Annotated in this window: 20 protein-coding genes and 2 pseudogenes; 10 read left to right on the forward strand and 12 right to left on the reverse strand. The window is 67.1% G+C overall.

The window, feature by feature from the left end:
* Positions 1-389: 389 nt before the first annotated feature.
* Positions 390-827, reverse strand: a pseudogene (locus tag ABD993_RS32680) (enoyl-CoA hydratase/isomerase family protein); the annotation flags it as partial.
* 17 nt (positions 828-844) lie between these two features.
* Between ABD993_RS32680 and ABD993_RS32685 the strand changes: the two are divergent.
* Positions 845-1,333: an alpha/beta fold hydrolase gene (locus ABD993_RS32685; RefSeq protein WP_345426889.1), complete on the forward strand. Its 489-nt coding sequence runs from the start codon at positions 845-847 to the stop codon at positions 1,331-1,333.
* A gap of 81 nt (positions 1,334-1,414) precedes the next feature.
* Here ABD993_RS32685 and ABD993_RS32690 read toward each other — a convergent pair whose 3' ends face one another.
* The 5 genes from ABD993_RS32690 to ABD993_RS32710 are packed head-to-tail and all read right to left on the reverse strand — an operon-like array spanning position 1,415 to position 6,240.
* On the reverse strand, positions 1,415-2,101 hold the full coding sequence (locus ABD993_RS32690; RefSeq protein WP_345426891.1) for an IclR family transcriptional regulator: 687 nt from the start codon (positions 2,099-2,101) through the stop codon (positions 1,415-1,417).
* A 47-nt stretch (positions 2,102-2,148) separates the two neighbouring features.
* A complete protein-coding gene (locus ABD993_RS32695; protein WP_345426893.1) occupies positions 2,149-2,982 on the reverse strand; it encodes an HpcH/HpaI aldolase/citrate lyase family protein in 834 nt (277 codons plus the stop codon).
* Entirely contained in the window at positions 2,982-4,136 is a 1,155-nt protein-coding gene (locus tag ABD993_RS32700) for an acyl-CoA dehydrogenase family protein (protein WP_345426895.1), read from the reverse strand. Before ABD993_RS32700 ends, ABD993_RS32695 begins: the two co-directional genes overlap by 1 nt.
* Positions 4,137-4,165: 29 nt before the next feature.
* Positions 4,166-5,344 carry a CaiB/BaiF CoA transferase family protein gene (locus ABD993_RS32705; RefSeq protein ID WP_345426897.1) on the reverse strand — a complete coding sequence of 393 codons (1,179 nt, stop codon included), beginning with the start codon at positions 5,342-5,344 and terminating at the stop codon, positions 4,166-4,168.
* Between the two features lie 20 nt (positions 5,345-5,364).
* Positions 5,365-6,240: an HTD2 family dehydratase gene (locus ABD993_RS32710; RefSeq protein ID WP_345426899.1), complete on the reverse strand. Its 876-nt coding sequence runs from the start codon at positions 6,238-6,240 to the stop codon at positions 5,365-5,367.
* A gap of 105 nt (positions 6,241-6,345) precedes the next feature.
* Between ABD993_RS32710 and ABD993_RS32715 the strand changes: the two genes are divergently transcribed.
* From ABD993_RS32715 to ABD993_RS32735, 5 genes are all read left to right on the forward strand, one after another.
* Positions 6,346-7,263 (forward strand): LysR family transcriptional regulator, encoded by a 918-nt coding sequence (locus ABD993_RS32715; RefSeq protein WP_345426901.1) that lies wholly within the window; start codon positions 6,346-6,348, stop codon positions 7,261-7,263.
* Positions 7,264-8,356: 1,093 nt separating this feature from the next.
* The gene (locus ABD993_RS32720) at positions 8,357-9,727 is read left to right on the forward strand and encodes an MFS transporter (RefSeq protein WP_345426903.1); all 1,371 of its coding nucleotides are present in this window, start codon (positions 8,357-8,359) and stop codon (positions 9,725-9,727) included.
* Positions 9,728-10,077: 350 nt separating this feature from the next.
* Positions 10,078-10,635 carry a nuclear transport factor 2 family protein gene (locus tag ABD993_RS32725; RefSeq protein ID WP_345426905.1) on the forward strand — a complete coding sequence of 186 codons (558 nt, stop codon included), beginning with the start codon at positions 10,078-10,080 and terminating at the stop codon, positions 10,633-10,635.
* Positions 10,636-10,814: 179 nt separating this feature from the next.
* Complete coding sequence (locus tag ABD993_RS32730) at positions 10,815-11,579, forward strand: SDR family NAD(P)-dependent oxidoreductase (protein WP_345426907.1); 765 nt, start codon at positions 10,815-10,817, stop codon at positions 11,577-11,579.
* A gap of 138 nt (positions 11,580-11,717) precedes the next feature.
* Positions 11,718-13,412, forward strand: a complete 1,695-nt coding sequence (locus ABD993_RS32735) for an FAD-dependent oxidoreductase (protein WP_345426909.1) — start codon at positions 11,718-11,720, stop codon at positions 13,410-13,412.
* A gap of 71 nt (positions 13,413-13,483) precedes the next feature.
* Here the strand turns inward: ABD993_RS32735 and ABD993_RS32740 are convergent.
* Positions 13,484-14,182: pseudogene (locus ABD993_RS32740) on the reverse strand (IS3 family transposase); the annotation flags it as partial.
* 128 nt (positions 14,183-14,310) lie between these two features.
* On the opposite strand from ABD993_RS32740, the gene ABD993_RS32745 reads away from it, so the two are divergent.
* On the forward strand, positions 14,311-16,308 hold the full coding sequence (locus ABD993_RS32745) for a molybdopterin-containing oxidoreductase family protein (protein WP_345426911.1): 1,998 nt from the start codon (positions 14,311-14,313) through the stop codon (positions 16,306-16,308).
* Between the two features lie 347 nt (positions 16,309-16,655).
* Here the strand turns inward: ABD993_RS32745 and ABD993_RS32750 are convergent, their stop codons facing one another.
* A complete protein-coding gene (locus tag ABD993_RS32750) occupies positions 16,656-16,805 on the reverse strand; it encodes a hypothetical protein (protein ID WP_345426913.1) in 150 nt (49 codons plus the stop codon).
* A gap of 977 nt (positions 16,806-17,782) precedes the next feature.
* Here ABD993_RS32750 and ABD993_RS37010 point away from each other — a divergent pair.
* Positions 17,783-18,181: an IS3 family transposase gene (locus ABD993_RS37010; protein ID WP_425569219.1), complete on the forward strand. Its 399-nt coding sequence runs from the start codon at positions 17,783-17,785 to the stop codon at positions 18,179-18,181.
* Between the two features lie 668 nt (positions 18,182-18,849).
* Positions 18,850-19,482 carry a hypothetical protein gene (locus tag ABD993_RS32765; protein WP_345426914.1) on the forward strand — a complete coding sequence of 211 codons (633 nt, stop codon included), beginning with the start codon at positions 18,850-18,852 and terminating at the stop codon, positions 19,480-19,482.
* A 317-nt stretch (positions 19,483-19,799) separates the two neighbouring features.
* Here the strand turns inward: ABD993_RS32765 and ABD993_RS32770 are convergent, their stop codons facing one another.
* Complete coding sequence (locus ABD993_RS32770) at positions 19,800-20,636, reverse strand: mycofactocin-coupled SDR family oxidoreductase (protein WP_345426916.1); 837 nt, start codon at positions 20,634-20,636, stop codon at positions 19,800-19,802.
* A 764-nt stretch (positions 20,637-21,400) separates the two neighbouring features.
* Here ABD993_RS32770 and ABD993_RS32775 point away from each other — a divergent pair.
* Positions 21,401-22,027, forward strand: a complete 627-nt coding sequence (locus ABD993_RS32775) for a TetR/AcrR family transcriptional regulator (RefSeq protein ID WP_345426918.1) — start codon at positions 21,401-21,403, stop codon at positions 22,025-22,027.
* A gap of 300 nt (positions 22,028-22,327) precedes the next feature.
* On the opposite strand, the gene ABD993_RS32780 is transcribed toward ABD993_RS32775, so the two are convergent.
* The 3 genes from ABD993_RS32780 to ABD993_RS32790 form a co-directional block, all read right to left on the reverse strand.
* Complete coding sequence (locus ABD993_RS32780; RefSeq protein WP_345426920.1) at positions 22,328-22,774, reverse strand: VOC family protein; 447 nt, start codon at positions 22,772-22,774, stop codon at positions 22,328-22,330.
* A gap of 82 nt (positions 22,775-22,856) precedes the next feature.
* Positions 22,857-23,246 carry a Zn-ribbon domain-containing OB-fold protein gene (locus ABD993_RS32785; RefSeq protein WP_345426922.1) on the reverse strand — a complete coding sequence of 130 codons (390 nt, stop codon included), beginning with the start codon at positions 23,244-23,246 and terminating at the stop codon, positions 22,857-22,859.
* A 1-nt stretch (position 23,247) separates the two neighbouring features.
* A complete protein-coding gene (locus tag ABD993_RS32790; protein ID WP_345426924.1) occupies positions 23,248-24,405 on the reverse strand; it encodes a thiolase family protein in 1,158 nt (385 codons plus the stop codon).
* Between the last annotated feature and the right edge of the window lie 235 nt (positions 24,406-24,640).

Genomic DNA, 24,640 nt, shown 5'->3' on the forward strand with positions numbered 1-24,640 from the left:
CCTGACAGAACGAGAAGATCACGCGGTAGTCGTCACACACCACGCCAGCGGACTTGACCCTAGGCGACCGATCTCACCCCATGATTCGGCTAGGGGTTGACCTTCATCGAGAAGCCGACCCCTTGAATGCCAGGATTCCACGATTCCCCTCACAAGCCTCCTACCAGCGACAACGCTGCCAGAAAGACCCTCTCCAGCCTCCACGACTCGCACCACGCACGGGGTTTCGCACCACGAGTGGCTCCACGGCCCGCCTCCACCCGCCGGGCTTCGCGGGCCGCGCGACGTCACCACCGCGCTGCCATGCTCTCTCCCGAGGAATCGTGATCAATCATCGGTGCTGCAACGTCTGCAGGGCCCCACACGGCTGCACGAACAGTCGCGCCTCGTCAGGGGAACACGGGACGACGCTTGTCCAGGAAGGCGTCGATCCCCTCCCTGCCGTCCGCCGAGGCCACCGACGCGGACACCGCGGCCGCCTCCGCCGCGAGTTGGGCGCCGAGGTCTGCACGCGACTTGTGGACGAGCGCCTTCGTAGCGGCGTACGCCGAGCGGGAGCCGGTGGCCAGCAGGGCGTGCACTTTCTCGGTCTCGGCGACCAGGTCGTCGGCGGCGACGACTCGGCTGACCGGGCCCAGCCGTTGCGCCTCGACAGCGGGCAACGGTCTGTTGGTGAGTAGCAGATCCAGGGCGACTGCGGTCCCGACCCGGCCGAGCAGCCAGGAAGCGCCGCAGTCCGGGGTGAGCCCGGCGGCGGTGTACGCGGCCACGAACTTGGCCTTGTCGGACGCGAGCACGATGTCGCCGGACAGCGCCACGCCGAGCCCGCCACCGGCCGCTGTGAGTGATCACCGCGGTGGCCGACCGGGCGCCGGACCGACTCCGCGCGGCCGTCTACCTCGACGCGTCGCTCCCGACGCAGGGGCAGTCGATGCTCGACTTCATGGGCGACTCGCAGGGCATCCCGGACCTGTTCCGCTCGCAGGCCACCGAGTCCGGCGACGGGTGGCGAGTCCCAGCGGGGCTACCCTTCGACGCCGCGGGCTTCGGTGGGGAGAACCCGGACGACGCGGCGTGGGTCAACCGTCGGATGACGGACCACCCGCTCGCCGCGTTCACCGATCCGGCCGAGCTCACCGGCGCCTGGGAGAAGGTACCGGTCAAGCACTACATCCGGTGCGAGGGATTCCAGATCGCCCACGGGGAGCCGACCATCTCCCACGTCGAGGCCGATCCGTCGTGGACCTTCGAGCGATGGGACTGCGGGCACTCGCCGCACGTCACCGACCCTGAGCGCGTCGTCGAGGCCATCACCCGGTTGGGCAAGGCCTAGAGGCAGCCGCTGCAGCCGCATCGGACTGGCGGTGTCAGGTTCGGGCGGTGATCACCTCGCCGCCCGAACCAGGCGACCCCCTCAGGACGACGCTTCCGACCGCTCCCGAGAGGCCGTCACGGTCGCCAGCCGCCGGGCCAGACCGCGGGCTGCTGTGCGGACCGCCAGACCCACCCGGTCGACGTCCTCGACGTCGGCGAGCGCGACGGAGATCGCGCCGAAAACCGCGTCGTCGACGATCACGCACGCGGCGACACACCCCGATCCGGCCGCCGCTGCACCCCACTCCACTGCGAGCCCGGAGGTTCGGATCTCGCACAACTCGTCGCGCAGCGTCGGGTCCTCAGTGCCGGTGGCCGGCCCGGGGATGTGAGCGAGGATTACCTTTCCGGCCGCCGTCGATCGTGCGGTCAGGGCGGTCCCGATGGTCGGTGGGCGTGGCAGGTCGACGGGTCCGCGGAGGACGTCGGTGTAGACGATGGATCGGTCCCTGAGCCGGGCGAGACGGACGGTCCGGCCGGTGACGTCACGTAGGTCCTGCAGCGTCTCGAAGACCAGCCGCCGTGTCACGGTGTCGGGGCGATCGGGCTCCGTTCGGCGGAACCGAGGTCCGAGCTTTAACCCGGCCGCGGTCCGGGCCAGCATGAGGTGGTTGACCATGCCGGTGGAGAGCCGCGACACCGTGGAGCGGTGGAGTCCGGTGCGCTCGGCGAGGTCACGGACGCTGAGTCCACTCTCGGCCTCCACCGCGGACAGGATGTCTGCCACGCGTTGCAGCACAGGGGTTCTGCCCGCGCGCCCGAGCCCAGCGGAACTCACTGCGGGCCCGCCACCGCCACGCCCGCCTGCCGGAGGACCTCGCGGGCGTGGGCGAGCACCGGGGCGTCGACCATGCGGCCGTCGACGACGAACACGCCGCTCTCGGTCTCAGCGGCGGCGAGGACCGCGTCGGCCCAGCGGACCTCGGCGTCGGAGGGACGGAACGCCGCCCGGACGACCGCGACCTGCTTCGGGTGGATGCAGGCCTTGGCCGCGTAGCCCGCGGAGACCGACGCGGTGCTGTCGGCGGCGAGGGTGTCGAGGTCGGCGATGTCGACCAGCACAGTGTCGATCGGCGTCACACCGGCGGCGCGGGCGGCGTATAGGATCCGGGTCCGGGCCTCCTCGACCGCGGGGCGATAACCGCCGCCGGGTGCCCGGCCCGGGCGGCCGCCGAGATCGGCGACCAGGTCCTCGCTCCCCCACATCACCCCGACGCAGTTGCCCGCCGCCGCGATCTCCTGGGCGGACAGCACGCCGCGGGCGGTCTCGCACAGCGCCACCACCGGGTGCGGGACCGCCTCGACCGCGGCCGCGCCGTCGGCCATCGGCAGCATGACGACGACCTCGCGGAACGGGGCCAGCGCCCGCAGGTCGTCGGCGTGCCAGGGGCTCGAGGGCGCGTTGACGCGCACCAGGACCCGGTCCCGATCCCGATCGAGGCGACCGAGGGCCTCGACGACGTGGGCGCGCGCCAGGTCCTTGTGCTCCGGACCGACGGCGTCCTCGAGATCGAGGACCACCGAGTCCGCCGCCGCGAGCGCCTTGTCGAAGCGTTCGGGCCGGTCGCCGGGGCAGAACAGCAGTGCCGGGCCGCGCAGCTCGGGCATCAGCCCAGCCCGCCCCGCTTGACGAGCTGCGCGGCGATCACGTTGCGCTGGATCTCGTTCGTGCCCTCGCCCACGATCATCAACGGAGCATCCCGGAAGTAGCGTTCCACGTCGAACTCCGTCGAGTAGCCGTAGCCGCCGTGGATGCGGACCGCGTTGAGCGCCACCTCCATCCCGACCTCCGAGGCGAACAGCTTCGCCATGCCCGCCTCCATGTCGCACCGCTCGCCGGCCTCGAACTTCTCCGCGGCGAACAGGATCAGCTGCTGCGCCGCGGTCAGCTTGGTACCCATGTCGGCCAGGTAGTTGCCGATCGACTGGTGCTGCCAGATCGGCTTGCCGAACGACTCGCGGTCCTGCGCGTACCGCAGGGCGTCGTCGAACGCGGCCCGCCCGACCCCCAACGCCCGCGCCGCGACCTGGATCCGCCCGGTCTCCAAGCCCTTCATCATGTGCCCGAACCCCTTGCCAGGCTCGCCACCCAGGACGGCCGAGGCGGGCACTCGCATGTCCTCGAACACCAGCTCGCAGGTCTCGACGCCCTTGTACCCCAGCTTCTTCATGTCCTTCGACACCGTGAGCCCGGGGCCGTGCTCGACGAGCAGCACCGAGATCCCGCGGTGCTTAAGCTCCGCCTTGGGATCGGTCTTGCACAGCAGCGCGATCAGCCCGGAGCGACGCGCGTTGGAGATCCACGTCTTAGACCCGTTGATCACGTAGTCCTCGCCGTCCAGGCGGGCGTTCGTCGACATGGCCTGCAGGTCGGACCCGCCGCCGGGCTCGGTGAGCGCCATGGTGGCGCGGAGCTCCCCGGTCGCCATCCGCGGCAGGTAGTGGTCTTTCTGTTCCTGGGTCCCGAACGCGAGGATCAGCTTGGCGACGACCGTGTGCCCGCCCATCGCGCCGGCCAGCGACATCCATCCGCGGGCTAGCTCCGCGGTGACCAGCGCGTAGCACGGCATCGAGACCGGCGCCTCGCCCCACGGCTCGGGGATGGCGAGGCCGTAGATCCCGAGCTCCTTCATCTGCTCGATGATCTTCTCGGGGTACTCGTCGGCGTGCTCCATCTCCTGCACGACCGGCCTGACCTCGCGGTCGACGAACTCGCGGACGGTGTCGACGACGTACTGCTCTTCACTGCTCAGGGTGCTCACGCGGTGGGTCCTCTCGAGACGTGTGGTGGTCAGACGACGGCGCGGGCGCGCAGGTCGGCGACCGTGGAGTCGGTGCGGCCGAGCTCGCGCAGGATGTCGTCGGTGTGGGCGCCGAGAGCCGGCACGTCGCCCATGACCGGTTCGACGCCGCCGAGGTCGGCCGGGGGCCGCAAGGCCTGGATCGGGCCGCCGGGAGCGGCGATCTCGGCCCATCGGCCGCGCTCCGCCAGTACAGGGTGGTCGAGGAAGTCGGAGATCCGGTTGATGCTGGCGTTCGCAACCCCGGCCTCGTCGAGCAGCTTGCCCGCCGCGGTGGTGTCCAGCGTGGCGAGCCTGCTGGAGATGAGCTCGTTGAGCTCCTCCCGATGCGCCACCCGAGCCGAGTTCGACGCGAACCGCGCGGTCGACGCGATCTCGGGCTCGCCGAGGACGACCGCGCACAGCGCGCGCCATTCGCGGTCGTTCTGCACAGCGAGCAGGATCCGGCCGTCGGCGGTGTCGTACGGGCCGTAGGGGGCGATGGTGGCGTGCTGGGCGCCGACCCGGGAGGGCTGGCGACCGCCGTAGCGGGTGTAGTTCGCCGGGGCGCCCATCCACTCGGCGAGCGCCTCGAACAGCGACACCTCGACCGCGGAGACCTCGCCGGAGGTGGCGCGCCGCAGCAGCGCGGTGAGGATGCCGGAGTAGGCGTACATGCCCGCGGCGATGTCGGCCACGGAGATGCCGACCTTCGCCATCTCGTCCCATGTGCCGGTGATCGACAGCAGCCCCGTCTCGCACTGGACGAGCAGGTCGTAGGCCTTGCGGTGCGCCCACGGTCCGGTGGTCCCCCACCCCGACACCGTGCACGGGATGACCCGTGGGTGGCTGACCGCCAGTGATGCCGCGTCGACCCCGAGTCGCCCGGCCGCACCGGGGCCGAGGTTCTGCACCACTACGTCCGCCTTGTCGAGCAGCTCGCCGAGCACCGCCCGGCCCTCGGCCGACTTCAGGTCCAGGGTGAGCGACTCCTTGCCGCGGTTGAGCCAGACGAAGTAGCTGGAGTCCCCGTGCACGGCCTCGTCGTAGCCGCGGGCGAAGTCCCCGGAGCCCGGCCGCTCGATCTTGATCACCCGAGCGCCGAGGTCGGCGAGCTGGCGGGTGGCGAACGGGGCGGCGACGGCCTGTTCCAGGCTCACCACGGTGATGCCGTGTAAAGGCGGGGTCATGGGGAACCTCTCAGTCGACGTCATCGGGTGGGCGCGAGGTGGACGGACGAGGTCAGTGACGGCGTCGCGCCTTCGGCGGCGACGGCGACCGTCACCTCGTCATCGGTCGGGATCCCCGCGCTGACGACCGTTGCGGGAACTAAGGCCGGGCGGACGAGCCTGTAGGAGAACCGCTCGACTGCGCGCTCGGGCGCGAACCGGCGCGGCAGCTCGAGGGCCAGCAGAGCGAGCAGCGGGCCGTGCACGACCAGGTCGGGGTATCCCTCGACATCCGTGACGTACGGCCGGTCGTAGTGGATCCGGTGCCCGTTGTAGGTCAGGGCACTGAAGCGGGCGAGCAGCACCGGGTCGGTCGGCAGGGTGGCGCGCCATTGCCCGTCTAGCTCCGGTTCACCCCCCTGGGGCCGCGCCATGGTGCGGACGGGAGTGCCGTCCGGCTCCGACCGGTAGACGATGTCCTGCTCCTCGATCGCGACCTGACGCCCGTCGGCGGAGAGCTCGTGGCGGACCGTCACGAACGCCATCTCGCCGCTGCGGCCGTTCTTGAGGTTCACGTCGGCCACCGATGACCGTGCGGAGAGCTCGCTGCCGTAGTAGACCGGCTCCCACTGCTCGAACCGGCCACCGGCGAACATGCGACGCCGCCCGGAGATGGGCGGAAGGAATGGCGCCGCGGCCGGGTGCCCGTCTGTGCCGATCTCGGACTGCGCGGGGTGGTCGAGCAGCGTGAACCAGTGCCACAACGGAGGGAGCGTGTCGGTCGGCGCGGGCGCGTCGAGCAGGGCCGCGAAGGCGGCGGACTGCCACGGGTCGACCCGCCTCGCGGACTCGACGACCGGTGGCCGCCAGCCGCGGAGGGCTTCTGCCAGAGGTCCGGTGTCGGCAGGCACGGTCATGCTGCTCCCTCGTCGTCGATGGGGGTTCGGGCCTTGGGTGGCTCCGCTGCGTCGCCTGTCATCGTCGCCGCCAGCGGTCGATACCGGAAATGAAACATCCTCATCGTGTCGATACGGAACGTGCATAATCGGAGCGTGAGCCTCGACGATCTCGACTGGTTCGTGACGCTGGCCGACACCCAGAACATGACGCGTGCCGCTGAGCGTCTCCACACCACCCAGCCCACGCTCTCGAGGAGCCTCGCCCGCCTCGAACAGGAGATCGGGGCACCGCTGTTCGACCGGGTCGGTCGAAGGCTGCGCCTCAACCAGTCCGGCCAGGTGCTCCTCATCCACGCCCGACGCAGCCTCTTCGAGCTGCGCTCGGCCTCCGATCACATCCGGTCGCTGCGCGACCCCGACCGTGGGACCGTGCGGCTGAGCTTTCTGCACTCCGTCGCGACCTGGCTTGCCCCGGAGCTGATTCGCGATTTCCGCGCTCGCGCGCCCCAGGTGCAGTTCACCTTGACCCAGGCGGCGTCCTACGAGCTGGCCGCACTGGTCACCGATGGCGCGGTCGACCTCGCCGTGACCGGGCCACGTCCCGACGACCCGGACCTCGGTTGGCACGAGATCCACCGCGAGGAGCTGTGCCTGGTCGTCCCGCGTGATCACCGGCTCGCAGACCGCGACCGGGTCGGCATCGCCGAGGCCGCCGACGAGCCGTTCATCATGCTGGGCAGCAGCTTCGGCCTGCGCCGGCTGACCGACGAACTCCTCGCCCGGGTCGGCGCCGAGCCCACGATCGCCTTCGAGAGCGCGGAGATCCCGACCATGGAGAGCCTGGCCGCCGCCGGGCTCGGCGTGACGGTCGTACCGAGGCCCCGGCCACACCGAGCCGACCCGAACGCCGCCTACATCCCGCTGACCGACGATGCCGCACAGCGGGTCCTCGGGCTCGTCTGGCCGCTTTCCCGACCGGAGTCGCCGGTCGTGGAGAGGTTCCGGCTGTTCGTCGTCGCCGCAGAGTGGGCGAGCCTCTGATCCGGAGGCGGACGATCCATGGATTGAGCACAAGGTGCGAGCAACTCGCCGGACGCCACCGCCACCTCGGACTCGGCTGCTATCTACGCGACCGCACGGATCAGATCCAGGACGACGCATCCCCCGCAGTCGACCCCGATGGACACTTCTGAAGCTGAGAGAGTAGCGACAAAGGCGACGGCGGCGCCGCCGCCGCTTCGATGGTTCCCACCACCTCATATCGGAGGGACCCGACCTGCTCCCTCACGCGCTGCGGGTCAAGGACCGTGAGCCGGGCGTGAACGGTCGGCAGTTGTCATGCTCGACCCCACGTCGCACCGTCCTGGGTCGGAGCTGCGGCACGCGCGATCCTCGCGGTGAATCTAGCGAGCGCTAGTGCTTGACGGTCACGCGGATAGTACACATACTCAAGGAGTCGGCTCTCCGAGATGAGGGACTGCACGACCGTCGGGCGCCGACACCCGGCAACGCCCCGGTGGGAGAACGCCGTAACGCGAGGAGTCGACGTGGACATCCCTGCGAGCGAGGGTGGGCGAGTGGCTACGACCTGGCTGAATCACCTGTGTCGGAACGGTCCACAACCTGGTCCGAGAGCTCACCGACACGGGCCCCACCTCCCGAGCCGCGTCTCCCCCGGAGTGCCCCGGCGACACACCCCATCGCCGCGGTCCACGAGCCAAGCAATTCCTTCACTATCGCGCCCTGCGGCCCCTTGCGAACCGCTTGTGTACCGACCCTCTCGGCCTAGCACGGCGACCGCGAGATGCCGTCAAACCCGATCGACATCAGTTGCCGGTCGGACCGTGTGACTCGACCGCGTCACGGTCCTTTCGAGAACCGGTAACCCTCGCGGTACCTATATCGATGTCGTCGACCCGCCCCGTGTCTTGGCTCGCCCTGTCCGTGCCCTCGACTGGCGCGCGGGGGCTGCGGGTTCGTTCTGGTACCCGCGCCGTCGGCGAGAACCCGGGACGCCGCAGCCCGGGGCGTTGCCTCGCAGGCGCGCAGTCCAGTCACTACCCGGCAAGGCACTACCCGGCAAGGCGACCAAAGGGCACAGGAACCGACCGGCGCCCGAACTCTAGGAGCACTCGTGAGCACAACTCAGCCACCGGGCGCGGCCGATTCCGCAGCCCTGGAGCGCAGCACGATCAGGGCGGTTTCACGGCGCGTGTTGCCGATCATGTTCTTGCTGTACCTGGTCGCCTACGTCGACCGGATCAGCCTGGGCTTCGCGCAACTGCGCATGGGCACCGAGCTTGCGCTCGATCCGGCGATGTTCGGCCTCGCAGCCGGCATCTTCTTCGCCGGCTACATCTTGCTCGAGGTGCCGAGCGGGGTCGCACTGGACAGGTTCGGCGCCCGGATCTGGATGACACGCATCGGCGTCACCTGGGGTCTGGTCACGATCCTCACGGGCTTCGTACAGAACGACGTTCAGCTGATCATCGCGCGGTTCCTCCTGGGGGCCGCAGAGGCCGGTCTGGCCCCTGGCGTGGTGCTCTTCGCCATGCGGCTCTTTCCGGCAGCACACCGAGCCAAGGCGAACGCCGTGGTCTTCCTCGGCTCTCCGCTGGCCGCCGCGGTCGCGGGACCCATCTGTGGCGTCATCCTCGACCACGTGGATTGGTTCGGGCTCTCCTCTTGGCGCTGGATCTTCATCCTCACCGGTATTCCAGCCGTTCTGCTGGGCATCCTGACCTACAGAAGACTGACCGACCGGCCCGCCGAGGCAACCTGGCTCACTGACGACCAACGCACGTGGCTGATCGACGCGATCGCGAAGGAGCCGCGCGCCGCAAAGCACAGCGGGAACGCCCTGTTCGCCAGCCTTCGCAACCCGAGCGTCGTCCTGCTGGGCCTCGTCCAGTTCTTGATCGTCAGTGGTGGATTTGGCCTGTCCTACTGGTCCCCCCAGATCGTGAAAGGGCTCTCCGGCGAGGTGACCGCCACTGCGGTTGGCCTGTTGGTGATGATTCCGTATCTGCTGGCTGCCGCGGCCATGTACGGGAACGGGGTTCATTCTGACCGCACGGGCGAGCGCACGTTCCATGCCTCGACCGGCCCCCTGGTGTCAGGACTGGCACTAATCAGTATCCCCTTCATCACGGACAACAATGTTGTTGCATTTCTCCTCCTGGCTCTTGGCACGGCATCTCTCAATGCGTATGCGGCACCGTTCTGGACCATCTCACAGAAGCTGTTCGCAGGTCCGAATGCAGCCGTCGCCATTGCCATGGTCACGACGATCGGCAACCTGGGCGGCCTTTTAGCGCCGTACATCTTCGGCCTACTCACGGGCGCGACTGGTAGCACGTCCGCGGGTATTACCTATCTGGGCTGTGGGACTCTGATCGCTGCCGCGATACTGGTGGTGGGGAGGAACCGCTGGTCCCGGGGACCGATGGCCGAGCAGCCTGCAGAGTTGGCGGTCCGAGCCAAATCACCTCGAGATCTCCCATAGGGCGAGGATTCTTCAGCATCGGAAACGACTCGACGGAGCAACGTCGACCGAGTCTCTCGACTTGTGGATTCCCTACGCCTGCCACCGGTACAGCAGCGCGTCGACCCTGGACCAGGATGGCGGTGCGCCATTCGCCACGTGATCACACCGTAGTACCCGGTCGTGCGGTCTGGCACTCGGCGCCTGACATGTCAGGAAGCGTCGCCGCAGCGGACCAGCCCCACCGCAGCACATACCCTCTGAGGTAGAAGCAGCGCCGCTGAAGCCTACTGCGCCGGTTCGAGGCGCCGCGAGATCCATCCCATCGTCTATCTAGCGCACGATCAGTCTTCGCTCTACTGTGGGATACTATGGACTTTTCTGAGAATGAAGTGGCTGAGCTCCGACGCTTGCTGGAGGTCTCCGCGATTCAAGAGGTGATGCTCCGTTATGCCCGAGCGGTCGATCGCGCCGATTCGGACCTGATGGACTCGATCTTCTGGCCGGAGGGAACCGATAACCACGGAATGTATGACGGGAGTGCTGCCGGCTTCTTCGACCGGGCACGTAACGCACGAGACGACAAGGACAGAGCCCGGCATCATCTGGTCGGCGTTCCCCGAATCCTCTCACAGGATGGTGCACAGGCAAAGGTCGAGACCTACTTCTTCTTCGCCGGCGTCTATGGCGCGGGACAGAACGACAACATCGGGACGATCGAAGAAGCCACGATTGGTTTTAACGCCGGCCGCTACCGCGATCTCTTCGAGAAGCGCGACGGCGAGTGGAGGGTGCTCCGCCGAGTGACCGTTTACGACTGGACCCTTTCGGGGCCATACGCTCCCGCCTTCGAGCGCTTCAACATCCCCCTCGGGATCAACCGAGGCGCAGTCGAGCCCCTTGATGCCACGTACGAAGATAGGTGGTAGCGCGAGTTCGAACAACTCGCAGAGGTGAGCGTCGTATTCGCTGCCAGCGGGAACCCCACTAGGTGAGCATCTGCACTCTACCCCTGCGACCTCACCCCCAACCGCATTGTCGACGGGCCTTAACGTGCTGGGTCGTTGATTGAGGGACCGTAGTTGGCGCCATCGAGAGTGGGAGCTTAATGAGTCAATACCTTGAGCGTTTCCGCGCAGACGGCAAGGTCGCTGTCGTCACTGGAGCCAGTTCCGGTCTCGGGCTCGGCTTCGCTCGGGCGATGGGCTCGATAGGGGCGTCTGTCGTTGTCGCCGCGCGGCGACGGCAGCGCCTCGATGACCTGTGCTGTGTTCTGGAGGCTGACGGGATCACGGCCCACCCCGTCGTCATGGACGTGACGGATCCCGAACAGTGCAAGGAACTGGCGAGAGCCACTGTCGATCAGTTCGGCTCACTCGACATTCTCGTCAACAACGCCGGTGTCGGTGGCTCGATACCCAGCCACAAGGAACCACCGGAGCACTTCCGCGCCGTCGTCGATGTGAACCTCATGGGGACCTACTGGATGGCGCAGGCGGCGGCCGCTGCGATGCGCCCTGGATCGGCGATCGTCAACATCGCCAGTCTTCACGGCCTGACGGCCTCACGGTTCCCCCAGGCAGCGTACTCAGCGAGCAAAGCAGGAGTGCTCGGCCTCACCCGCGACCTCGCGAGCCAGTGGTCGATGCGCCGCGAGATCCGGGTCAACGCGCTGTGCCCTGGGTACGTCGAGACGGAGATGACCAGCGAGGCGATCGGCCCGCTGCGGGCGATGGTCGAGCAGAACAGCATCCTTGGCCGTCTGGGGCGCCAGGAAGAGATCGACTCTGCGCTCATCTTCCTGGCGACGGACGCCTCCTCATACATGACTGGTGCCGCGCTCATGGTCGACGGCGGCTACAGCGTCGTCTGATCGGCAACCGTGCGTGGGTCCCGGTGACAGCGATCTACCGGGCCGACAACCTCGAAGCGGCCGTCTGGGCCGAATCACCACGCCGTGTCTGAGTCCTCGATTGCGCAACGAGGACCGCCTGACGAATAGGAGATACCCATGACCCACGTGATCATCCAGTCGTGCTGCAACGACGCGGCGTGCGTGCCTGTCTGCCCGGTCGACTGCATCCATCCCGCGCCCGGCGAACCCGGCTACGCGACCGCTGAGATGCTCTATATCGACCCGGAGTCGTGCGTCGACTGCGGTGCCTGCGTGGAAGTGTGCCCGGTCGACGCTATTCAGATGGACACCGAACTCACGGGCCCGTCGAAAACCTACATCGACCTCAACGCGCTGCACTTCGCCGACCACACCTACCCGGACCGGTATGCGATGCCCCCGGGCACGGCCGCCGTCCGAGCTGAGCGGGGTCCGCTGCGCGTAGCGATCGTCGGCGCAGGCCCCGCGGGTATGTACGCCGCTGAGTCGTTGTCCTCCCGACGAGACATAGCCGTTCAGATCGACATCTTCGAGCGTCTTCCCACGCCTTGGGGGCTAGCTCGGGCGGGCATCGCTCCCGACCACCAGAGCACCAAGCGCGTGGTCGAGCAGTTCGAGCGAACCGCCGCCCGACCCGGCATACGATTCGTGTTTGACACCCTCGTCGGCCAGAACCCGACCGTTGAATGGCTGACCGACCGCTACCACGCGGTGCTGTACTCCGTGGGCGCCTCGGCGGATCGCCGTCTGGGCGTGCCGGGCGAGGACCTACCGGGAAGCCACTCCGCGGCTGAGTTCGTGGGTTGGTACAACGGCCACCCCGATCATGCACACCACGAGTTCGACCTGACCGGGGAGCGGGCCGTCGTCGTCGGCAACGGCAACGTCGCCCTGGACGTGGCCCGGATCCTAGTGTCCGGGGTCGACCGGCTCCGCACCACCGACATTGCCGATCACGCCTTAGAGGCACTGGCGTCCAGCCGTATCGAGGAAGTAGTGGTGGTGGGGCGCCGTGGCCCTGCTCAGGCGTCCTTCACCACTCCCGAATTGCTGGAAATCGGCAAGCTTCCGGGGATCGACGCGCTGGCCGATCCCGCCCAGGTCGACCTCGACCCCGCTACGTCGGCTCAGCTTCAGGGCAACCCGGACGCGCTCGTCCGGTTCAAACTAGCGGTCGTTGCCGGGTACGCCACAGCCGAACGGACCCCGGGGAACCGAGCGATTCGCCTGCGCTTCCTCTCCTCGCCGACCGCTGTGCTCGGCACCGACCGAGTCAAAGGCATCCGGCTTGCGCATAACGAGCTTGTGCCCGCCGACGGAGGCGGTGCCCGAGCCGTCGCGACGGAGGGGTGGGAGGACCTCGCCTGCGGTCTGGTTCTGCGGTCGGTCGGCTACCAGGGCGGGCCCGTGCCGGGGGTCCCCTTTGACATGCCGACGGCCACGATCCCGAACGTCGGAGGGCGAGTCGTCGACGCCCGGACGCTTCGCCCGATCACCGGCGCGTACACCGCCGGCTGGATCAAGCGCGGGCCCTCCGGCGTAGTCGGAACGAATAAGACCTGCGCGGCCGAGACCTGTGACGCCATCGTCGACGACTTCGTCGACGGCGTCCTCCCAGACCCGGTCGTGCCCCTCGACGAGGTGAAGCCGGAATCGGGGTTCGGGTGGGCGGGCTGGCTTGCGATCGATCGTTTTGAACGGGCCCTCGACGCCGGCGCGAGCCGGCCGCGGGTCAAGGTCGTCGACCGCAAGCGTCTGGTGGAGCTCGCTACTGCCGCGAACCTGTCGGAGGCCAGGACAGCTATGCGGTGACAGGCTGACCGCCACATCCCGGGCAACGTCTGAAGGGCCTTGCCCCCGGAAGGTGGACACGGGGTGGACTTCGCAGCTGTCGGGACGGTAGCCGCGAAGGTCGTCTCGTAGGTGTTCGGGGTCTGATAGCCGCAGAAGGAGTGCCGTCTGCGGGTGTTGTAGCGGGTCAGCCAGCGGAACAGCTCCCGGCGGCAGGTGGTCTCGTCGGGCCAGAACATGTTGTCCTGCAGCACTTCTCGATTGAGCGTGGCGTCGAAGGACTCGGCGAGGGCGTTGTCGGCGCTGGACCCCACCGCACCCATCGACTGCTGGACGCCGAGGCGGTCGCAGAACTCGGCGTAGGAGCGACTGGTGTAGACCGTGAATTGACTGGAAGATCGCCCGGGTCAGAGCGCCGCGGTTGGTGGCAGCGGTTCGGAGGGCGTCTGCGACGAGTTCGGTGCGCATGTGTGGTCGGCGAGCGCCCACCCTGTCAGGCGGGAGTGGCAGTCGATCACAGTGGCCAGGTAGAGGTTCCGCCCGTCGGCCAGGGGCAGGTAGGTGATGTCGCCGACGTAGACCCGGTTCGGGGCGGGCGCGGTGCCGTCGCGTCCGAGTCGGTCGGGCACGGTGGTGTCGGCGGGCTCGGGGATGGTGGTGCGGACGCGGCGACGGCGGATCTCTTTACGGGCGGGCAGCGCTCGTGCTCTCCGCCCCGCACGCGCCCAGCCGATCGCGACCCGCTGACCGGTCTCCTTGCCCTTCGCGGCGCGCGGCGTCGTCCGTCTCGCTACTCCAATTCGGCATCGCCCTTGCGGTGGGAATCACACTTAGGTCACTATAACTAGCGCTAGCCCTGGGTTCAGATCTTGATCTCCAGGCGGATGTCTACGGAGGTGAGGCAGCTGTGGTTGGGACGGTGCGGTTCAACTGCGAGCTCTGCATGGCCATGTGCGGCATGATCGCGAGTGTCGAAGACGGGCGCCTCGTCGATGTCAAGGGAGATCGCGACCACCCTGCGTCGGCCGGCTACACGTGCACTAAGGGTCGGGCATTGCCCGAGCGCCACCACGGGAGCTCACGGCTCGATTTTCCGCGGCTGCGCGGCGAGCGGGTCGCCTGGGATGCCCTTCTCGACGACGTGGCCAGGGAGATCCGAAGGCTCATCGCCGAGGGCGGCCCAAACAGCGTGGCTGGATACTACGCAACCGGTCAGGCCTTCAGTGGCGGTGCGTACCCGATGCTCGACCTCCTGGCCCAGCTCGGATCGAACCAGGTGTACTCGCCGATGACCCTGGACGTCGCCCCGAGACTGCGCGCAGCGGAACTGGTCACCGGCGTTCCCTTCCTGCATCCGAGCTGGTTCCCAGAGGAGGGTCCGACACTCTGCGTGATGCTTGGAACGAACCCCACGACCTCGGGTGGCTGGATCGGGTCGGCACGCAGTAACATGCCGCAGCGTCTTCGTGGCTTTCAGTCACGCGGCGGCGAGCTTTGGGTAGTAGATCCGCGACGGACGTCCTCTGCAAAGCGGGCTGACCGCCACCTTGCCCCCCGTCCCGGCACCGATGTCTTCTTGTTGGCCTGGCTCGTGCGCGAGCTCCTCGACCATGGATACGATGCACTGGAGCTCGCATCGGCCTGTGACCCCGCCGATGTGGAGCGCTTGCGCGCCGCCGTGGCGCCCTTCACCCTCGACAGGGTCGCGGAACGAACCGACCTTGCGGCTGATGACCTGATCGAACTCCTCGCGGCGATTCGGCGCCACGGCAAGGTAGTGCTGCTCGGCGGCACCTGCCTTGGGTTTCAGCCCGAAGGTGTCGTGGCCGAATGGCTCGCCTTGGCAGCGATGATCATTACCGGATCGCTCGACTGCGAAGGCGGCCTCAAGTACCTCGCTGCCGGGAATGGAATGCTCGAAGGGCCGCCGTTCCCTGGTCACGCACCCGAGGACGGGAGTGTCTCTCCGGGTCCGGCCAGCCGCCCCGACCTCGACGGTCTACTAGGCCAGTTCCCCAGCGTGACCCTGCCGGACGAGATCGAATCCGGACAGGTGCGGGCGTTGATCGTCTTCGGTGGCAACCCCATGACTTCAGTACCTGATCCAGACAGGATGCGCGCTGCGCTGGCAAAGCTGGATCTGCTCGTGGTCATCGACCCGTTCGACGTAGAGATCACGAAAATGGCCACCCATGCCATGCCGTGCACTTGGGTAACCGAACGGACCAGCTTCATCCACGAGCCCTTGCAGGGCATCGACCGTTCGTACCTCAGTCCCGCCGTCGTGCCCCCCGGCGGAGAACGGCAGCAGTCCTGGTGGATCCTCGCCCAGCTGGCACGCAGACTCGAGATCGACCTGCTCGATGGACTGGACCCCGACACCGCCGACGACGACACAGTGGTGCGTCATCTCGCTCGGCAGAGGGCCGACTTCGCCGAAGAGGTATTCGCGGGGGGGTCGCACGGCGCACCCGTCCCGACGCGCATCGGGTGGATCCACGAGAAGGCGCTGCCCGGCGGACGTTGGCGGCTCGCGCCGCGCATCCTCGTTGATCGCCTTGCTGCCGCAATGGAGCTGGACAGCGGCGGCTTGCGGCTCGTAGCCGGGCGGAGGATGGGCAGCATTAACAGCAAGATCTACGCAGGGGCAGACGGAGCACCGCCCATCGCCATCAGTGCCGCGGCCGCCCGTGATCACGCGATCACCTCAGGGGACCGGGTACGGGTTAGTACGGCCTCGGGCGCCGTCGAGGGGCGCGTCGAGGTCGACGCGACCCTTGGTGATGCGTCTGTGTGGATCAACCACGGGTGGCTGGAACAGAACGTGAACCGGATCATCGACCGGATGCCGGATGTGTTGACACTGCAGCCCGTCTTCACCGGCATCCCTGTGCGGCTCGAACACATCGGTTCCTAGTGCCGCGCGTCGTGATCAGGTTCCCGGTGGCGGGAGCCGAATCTGATGTTCAGGCGGATGCGGAACCAAGTCGATCCCACGCGAGCTCTGGACCCACGTCGTCTCGGCCGCTGGGCGAGTTGTGGGGACATAGTCAGCTGGAGGTCGTCGCGGCTCGGCGCTGGATTCCGCAGATGTGCCATCCTCGGCCGCGCTGACGGCGAGTGTTCTTCGCTGCTCATGTGCTCCGCACTCGCACCGGCCTGCTTCTCGGAGGGCGGAAGGCAGTGAGCTCGAAGCCGAGAGACAACAGAGAGGAAAGGAGAGACAATATGGGCACCCCGTCGCAGTTCGCTTCTCTGCTGCCATCAGCGCCGAAGGGTGTCCGCGAGCCCGGCACCGCACGAGACGCGATGGTGACCATCCCCAAGACGCTCGACCAACAATCGGATGTCGGAGCTGTTCGCCGGCAGCTGGTCGACGACCACGTTCACATCGTGCTCATCGTCGACGAGCATCGTCGCCTGCTGACGACGATCACACGTTCGGATTTGTCCTCGTCGGTTCCAGACTCTGCAAGAGCGGTCGACGTTGGGCGTCTGGCGGGCCGTACGACTCGGGCATCGATGCCGATCTCGGACGTCACATCGCAGTTGGACCGGACCGGTGAACGACGGATGGCGGTCACCGACAACCAAGGGCGACTGTTGGGTCTGCTCTGCCTCAAGCAAAGCAGAAGGGGGTACTGCTCAGACGATGGGGTAGCTGCGCGGGTACACGACATAGGGCGGCCGCGCATACTCCCTTAGACTGCGTGGTCGTCCAGTTGTCGACGGCGGCTCACCCTGGCTCCCAGGCGCGACGGGGCGGTTCTCCAGCCTTATTGCAACACTCACAAGTGCTTTCGGACACTCGAACTGCGCCGGTGCGTCCGAAGACTTCCTCGTCTGAGAAGATGGAGTCATAACACATCGTGCGCGCCAACGACATTCTCAAGGCTGCCTCGGCCTTCTTCGCGTCAGTGCCACGATGATCATGTCTGGCGGGGTTCGCTCCTTTCTTCGGTGCCGCCGCGGTGGTCGACCGCGGGTGACTTCTCCGGCGATGTGCGGCCCCGCCAGGCGTCCGGATCGCCCGAGCGCGTGGCCTGATAGGAGCGTGCGCTCGGCCCAACTGAGGCATGCCCGTTCTCGGGCGATGCGGAGGACCGAAGGCTCGAACGTCAGGAGTCCGCAGTCTCTCGGTCATGATCGGAACCGACTCACACAAGCGCACCCCACACCGTCGTCTCCCTTGACGATAAGTTCACCGCAGCCCGCAAGACCAAGGCCGAGGCGCTCCGACTGCTCCGCGGACGACTGTCCGACGCCGTCTTCGCCGCCCTGCGCGTCGACGAGCCGGCCACCGCCGCCACCGCCGGAACGGCCACTGACGGTCGTGACGATCTTGCGGCGGTGGCTTGCCATAGGGACTCGCCGAGAACGCACAGGCGCTGATGGGGTCCATCGACCAGTGCGCCGCCCACCAGTCCGGTGGGTGGCGATGGAGTGTCGGGGGTCAGTCTGTGCCCAGATCGCCGATTTGGGCGCACCGATCGCGCAATCCACCTGCTACGTCGCACGGAGGGCGGCGACGCCCACTGCTGCGCAGGTCCGAGACGAGCAATTCGCCGCAGGTGACTCGAGTCCAAGCGAAGGATTACGGGGTCTACGGCGCCCGGAAGGTCTGGGCCCCGCTCAAACGCGAGGGCATCGCGGTGGCGCGCTGCGTTGTTGAACGGCTCATGCGCGCCCAGGGCCATGCCGGAGCATGCCGAAGACGACAAGGTCGCACCACCCTGGCCGACTGTCAACGGATCTTGAGAATTGACCCCCCTGGGGACGGCGGGTTCTAAGGTGGATTCGCATGATCGTCGCAACACCCGAGGTCAGAGAGCAGGTTCTCGGAGAGCTCGGGCGAAGACCTCCGCGGGGGTGTCCCAGCCACGCCGCTTTCGCGGGCGGCGGTTGAGCCGGTCCTGGACGAGGACGAGGTCGGCGGCGCTGAACCGGAGGAGGTCGGTCTTCTTCGGGAAGTACTGCCGCAGCCCCCAGCATGCGCACCGAGCTGGTCCTCGACGCCTTTGACCACGCCGTCTGGGCCCGCGCCCAGCAGGGCAGTACACCTGCATCGCCTACACCGAGCGCCTCGCCATGGCTGGCGCAGCACCCCTCGGTCGGCACCGTCGGTGACGCCTACGATTGCGAGACTGGTGTTCGTCGCCCGGGCAGTCTGACCCTTGCTTACGACTCGCCCTCTCGGGGTCCCTGGCGTTGATCTGTCCGGCGCCGGGCGACACCGCCGCTGGTGGCCGCACCGAGCGGTGTGGTGGCCTCATTGGAACCTGGTCCCAGCAGGTCCCATCGCAGTCCTGTCCCGCCCACCCGGCGCGCTGTCGACCACGACCCCCCGGGAAGACGACACGCAGTCACCGATGAGCAGTTCGCGCAGAACCGGCCGCACCTCGGCGTCGACACCCACAAGAACGTCCATGTCGCCGTCGCGCTTGACCAACTCGGAACGGTGCAGGACCTGACCACGATCGCCGTCAACCGCGCCGGCTACGCCCGATTGCGCTACTGGACCTCTGAACTCGCCGCCGGGACGCCGGTGGTTTTCCGGGTCGAGGGCACCGGTTCCTACGTCGCCGGACTGGCCTCGTTCCTAAGCCGCGCCGGCGACCAGGTCATCGGGGTCAACCGGGGTGACCGCACGGTGCCGCATCCGTGCGGCAAGGACGCCACCATCGGCGCCGAGACCACCGCCCGCGTCGCGATGATCTGCCAGTCAAGATCGCAAGAGGACACCGCGACCAATGCCCGCTTCCAGGCCATCGTCACCCTCGAGATGGTCCTGGTGAACGCGCCCGCCGAACTATGCGAGGCCCTCAGGCGTCTCAACGACCGGGAGCCCCTCGAAGCGTGTCGCGCCTGCGTTTCGAGTCGATGGACGGACTCAAAGACGCCACCCACTACACCCTGCGCGCGCTCGCCGACCGCTCCTGGCCAAGCTCGGCGGCGCCTGCCCCATCCCGGCCGGTTCCGGCAAGACCAGCCGCCACCGGCTCAGATCGAGGTGGGCACCGCCGGGGGGGCAACGCCACGCTGCACCGGAACCATCTCCTCGTCGTCCGCATGCGCTTCCATCAATGCATGATCGCCTCCGTCGAAAACGCCGTCCCCGGGAATGCCGCACGACGAAGGAGATCCTGGGCTGCCTCAAGCGCCACATCGCTCGAGACAAGTACCGGGTCCTCGTCGCACCCCATAAAAAGACCAAACAGTTGTCTCTCGCCGCTTGGCGACTGCAGGAGCGTCAACGCCCTCGCCGATCCCTCGATCAGACTGTCGAAGACAAACTGATTAAACCCCGAGGCCCTGGCGGACTGTCGAGCAGGTCGAGATCGCCCCTCTCGAGGACGTCAACTGCTCTCCGGATACGCCCGGGCGGTTCAGCATGCTACGACAGTCGCATTAGGTGATATTGGCACCGGCTGCGACGGGAAAATTGACACCCGTGATGTACCGAGCCTCATCGGAAGCCAGGTACAGCAATGCATTGCTGACATCAATGGGCTCCACCCACGGCAGGTCAAGGGCGTGCGCAGCCTTGGACGGCCCGGCCATGTCCTCCCGACCCGGACTCTCCAGGTCCGGGCGGAAGTTCCGGTACATAGCCTCATTCATGATCATCGGAGTGTCGACCTGGGTCGGAAGTAGGGAGTTGACCCTGATGTTGTACTCACCAAGTTCCACGGCCAAGGTCGCGGTCAAGCCGACCACCCCGTGTTTGGCGGCGCTGTAATGGCCGATGCCAGGGTAGGTGCGCAGCGCAGCCATAGAACTGGTCAGAGCGATCGATCCGCCTCGACCACCCTCGATCACGTGCGGAATAGCCGCCTTGCAGGTGCGCCACTGACCCGTCAGGTTGATATCGATCATGTCCTGCCATTCCTCCTCGGGCACCTCCCATGCCCGGTATTGATTGACGCCGATGGCTGCGTTGGCAGCCACGATGTCCAACCGCCCCAGCTGCGCCACCCCGTCGTCTACCGCGGCCTTGAGACCGTCATAGTTCCTGATATCGACCTTGTGAGTGACGATCCGCCGGTCCAGCTGCTCCACCAACCGAGCAGTCTCCGCCAGATCCGCCTCAGTGGGGAAGTCGTAGGCGACGTTACGAATCGGTTCGCAGATGTCGACGGCGATGATGTCGGCGCCTTCTTGGGCCAGCCGCACCGCATGCGAGCGACCCTGCCCGCGAGCGGCCCCGGTAATGAATGCGACTTTGCCTTCAACACGTCCTGGCATGAATGCCTCCTGTCGGCAGTGCCTGAGCCGGCTCGCAACATCTGACGGGAGACGCCCGAGATCCGGCTGCCGGCCTCGATGTTTGCTCTCTCTTCGACGGGGGTGCGCAGCTCGGAACGAGCCGACGCCTAGCAGGTCTCCCCGCTGTGGTCGACGCATCGGTCGACCTCACCCGGGCCGTGCGCTGCCCTCTGTCGAGCGATCGCTAGGCAATGTTATCGCGCTCACAGCCGAGGTCGTCAAGGGGATGCACAGTCCGTCCTCAAGCGACGTCCGACGCAGGGCCCGCCAGCGACCGCATCCGAACGTCGCCTGAACAAGCGCTGCAGGACCAACCTGACCGTTGTCAGCGACAACGTGACGGTGGCGAAGGTACCGCTGTCTCTGTCGTCGGCTGCGCTCGGACTGTGACCGCCGAGCAGTTCGCCTCGACCCTGGCATCGAACCGGCGCCAACTGGCCAGGACGGGTAAGCGCGAGTCGTGTGTGCAGCTCCTCCGACGTGGCGATGCCGAAGGACTGCATCGCAGGCGTAGCACTATCGCAGCTCAGGCCAATCGCGGACGACGCAGCACTATGTCCGGTTCACGTGGGCCGACTCGTGCCCCCCTCCCCCGCCAGGAGCCCCAACGCCGTGCGAATCAAGATGCCCCGCACGCTCGTCGGAGCGCTGGCACGGGATAGGATTGACCGTGGCCGTAGCGATCGCTCAGTAGACGCGGTCACCACTACCCGCTGCAGCTGCTACTCGGATGGGGAGTCACAATGACCACAGTGGACCAGACACCCACGGGGTTCGACTGGCGTATTTATTCCGACGTACCCCTTCCCCCGATCCTCGCCGCAGCGCTCACCTACTTCCAAGAGGAGGGCTACCACGGCACCACGGTGCGCAACATCGCGACCAAGGTGGGTCTCACCATGCCGACCTTGTACTACCACTTCGGCAACAAGGAAGGAATTCTGTTCGCCCTCTTGGACGCCGCCATGGATGACTTCTGGGCCCACGGCGACGCCTGCCTCGAGGATGCCGCCGGCGACACCCAGAAGAGGTTCGAGAACTTCATCACCTCACTCGGACTGCACTACACGCACCGTCGCGACCTGGCCATGCTGCATGACGAGTTTCGATTTCTCGGCCCCGACTTCCGCGCTAAGTACCTGGTAAAGAGGAATCTCGTCGCGGAGGTGCTGGAGACTCTGATTAAGGACGGCAACAACGAAGGAATCTTCAGCGTCGAGGACCCCCATCTCACGGCGCTGGCGCTCTTGGGAATGCTCGGAGGGATTCTCGACTGGTACCGCTCCACGGGCCCCCTGTCTCCTGCCGAGATCGCCGATCATTACACCCGCTACGCCATTCGGCTCGTCTTGAAGCCCCCTGCAGCCTGACCCCGCGCCCTAGGAGTACTTGATCACATTCTCCGCACGGGCGGTGAGGCGCAGTCGGCCGGGCTCGGCGTCCGTCCGGACGCCCCCCTATATCCAGCCAACCACCGCGGATGGCCGCCCCGGTGGCGCCGAGCGCGTGTAAGAACCCGCTCGCCACCGCCGAACGACAAGTCTTGGGTGAGACCCGGCAACTGAACGATCCCCGGACAGCGTTTGCTGACCGCGCATGAAGACTATTCGCTGAATATAGCTGAAACGACCGGGAAGTGTCTTGATCCACACAATATGTATGGCGGTCGGTTACGCCGAGGGCTCGGCACGCATCGCCGCACCGAGGCTGTCACCCGCGTACTCCAGCAGGCACACACGGATCCCGTAGAGGTCCTCGGCCGCGAAGATGGCCTCCCTCATGCCGCCGACCACGAAATGGCGAACGAGGCGCATTCCTCTACTGGATAGATGGGCGATCGCCTCATCCATGTCGTCCACTCGGAAATGAATGTTACGAAATCCCTCCTCCATGCCGGCCACCTCGACGAGTTCGAAAATGCCGGACGAGTCGAGAGCCACCCGCATGTTCGACTGGGGCGCCCGAGCATCGACTACGACACCCTCCTCGGTCTCGATGTCCAGGTCCGCCATGTCCAGGATTTCGAAGTCGGTACCGAACACCTCTGAGAACCGCTGCATTCCCACCTCAAGGTCGTCGACGACCACACCGACGAATTCCATACGTGTCATCTTCATGCCGACTCCCTAGGGTCGTCGCGGTTCTTGATCGCCGGTGCGGCGTATCGTCCGGCTACCTCTCGGTCGCTCGCCGAGGCGACTACGCCGAGACCGCCAGGACGGGGAGGAACTCGCCCCCGTCTACAGGAGCGAAAGTGATCGACACCGGCCGTCCGGCTCGGAGCGCCACGTCCGAGGATCCGTGGGCGTGAATCCACGGCCCCTCGTCCAGCTGCACGATCGCCACGACGTAGGCCGGTTCCGTGGTCCCGTTCTCGCGGCGGTGGGGAACCGTCCACGTCACGATCTCGCCGCGGCCGATGGACCGGACCCACTCGAGTTCTCCGGACGAGCAGAAGGCGCAGTGTCGGACCTGCGGCGCCGAGAACTGCTGGCAGGCGCCACACCGGAGAATCAGCAGCTGGCCGCGTGCCGCGGCATCGAAGAAAGCAGCCGACCAGGTGTCCCGCTGGAGTGGCAACAAGCTCATGTCATCTCCTGTCTGCCAGGATCAGGGTCGAGTGGTCGTCGAACGTCCCGCCGTTTCCGCTGACTAGCGCGAGATCGTGACGAGGGACCTGGCGCTCACCGGCCTGGCCGCGGACCTGCATGACAGCCTCGGAGAGCGGCGTCATGCCCCACATGTAGTACCCCGAGAGGTGCCCCCCTCCGGTGTTGACCGGTAACCGGCCTCCTGGGCTGGCTGCCCCAGACCGGAAGAAGTCGCCCCCTTCGCCCTTCTCGCAAAAGCCGTAGTCCTCGGCGCTGACCAGGGTCGTGAAGGTAAAACAGTCGTAGAGCTCGGCGAATGCGATGTCCTCGGCCCTGACGCCCGCCATCTCGTATGCCTGTCGACCGGACTCGACCGCGCCGGTCACGAGCCCAAACCTGCTACGGCCATCCATCGGGTAGTCGGGATGCGACTGACCCATCCCCTCGATCGCGACCAACGGCTGGGCAAGGTCCCGCGCCCGGTCGACCGATGTGACGATGACGGCGACGGCGCCATTCGATACCAGGCAGCAGTCGAACAGACGAAACGGCTCGGCGATCATGCGCCCCTGCTGGTGGTCCTCGACGGTCAACGGCTTGTCCATCTGCGCATGTGGGTTCATTACCGCCCACGACCGGGCGGACACCGCCACCTCTGCGAAGTCGAGGCTGGTCGTCCCGTAGACGGACATGTGCCGCCGAGCGGCCATGGCGTACCCGGCCACGGCACCCCGAAGGCCCAGGGCGTTCGGCATGGCCCCCAAGCCCGACAGCTGGTCGGACCTACCGGCGTACCGCGCGCCGGTGGAGACGCCCTCGCTGAGCGGATCGTCGGCGAAGACGCACGCCACCGCAGTGGCCATACCAGCGGCAATCGCGAGGCAGGCCGTCTGCACCATGACGCCCGCGGAGGACCCGAAAGACTGTACGTCCGCCGCCAGTCGCAGGTCACGCAGCCCCAGTCTCTTGGAGAGGCGGAGGTTGACCCCCTTCATGGCGCCCGCGTTGACCAGCAGACCATCGAGGTCGGCGAGCGCAAGCCCGGCGTCCTGGCACGCCCGGGTCACGGCCTCGTCAGCGAAGTCCTCCGCCGATTTGCCGTAGACCTTGCCCATCGCCGTCATCCCCAGACCCGCGATCGCACCCGCGGCGCTCATCTGGGCCGCTCCTTCACCACCGTGGACACCGTTCGGCCCCCTCTCGCGACGCAGCGATGCGGACGTTCGAGCGCGGTCTCACCGCGCTGGCGCTCACCTGTCCTCGATCGTGTCAAGCGCCGCCGCCGATCGTACCGGGCGACCTGCCCGTCACCATAGCGTACGATAGATAGCAAGCTGCGCTGAATGTTGCGCTCACTGCCTTCTCCGGTGCCAGGAGCCGGACCTCGCGGAA

The sequence above is a fragment of the Pseudonocardia xishanensis genome (assembly GCF_039541715.1).
Lineage (GTDB): Bacteria > Actinomycetota > Actinomycetes > Mycobacteriales > Pseudonocardiaceae > Pseudonocardia > Pseudonocardia xishanensis.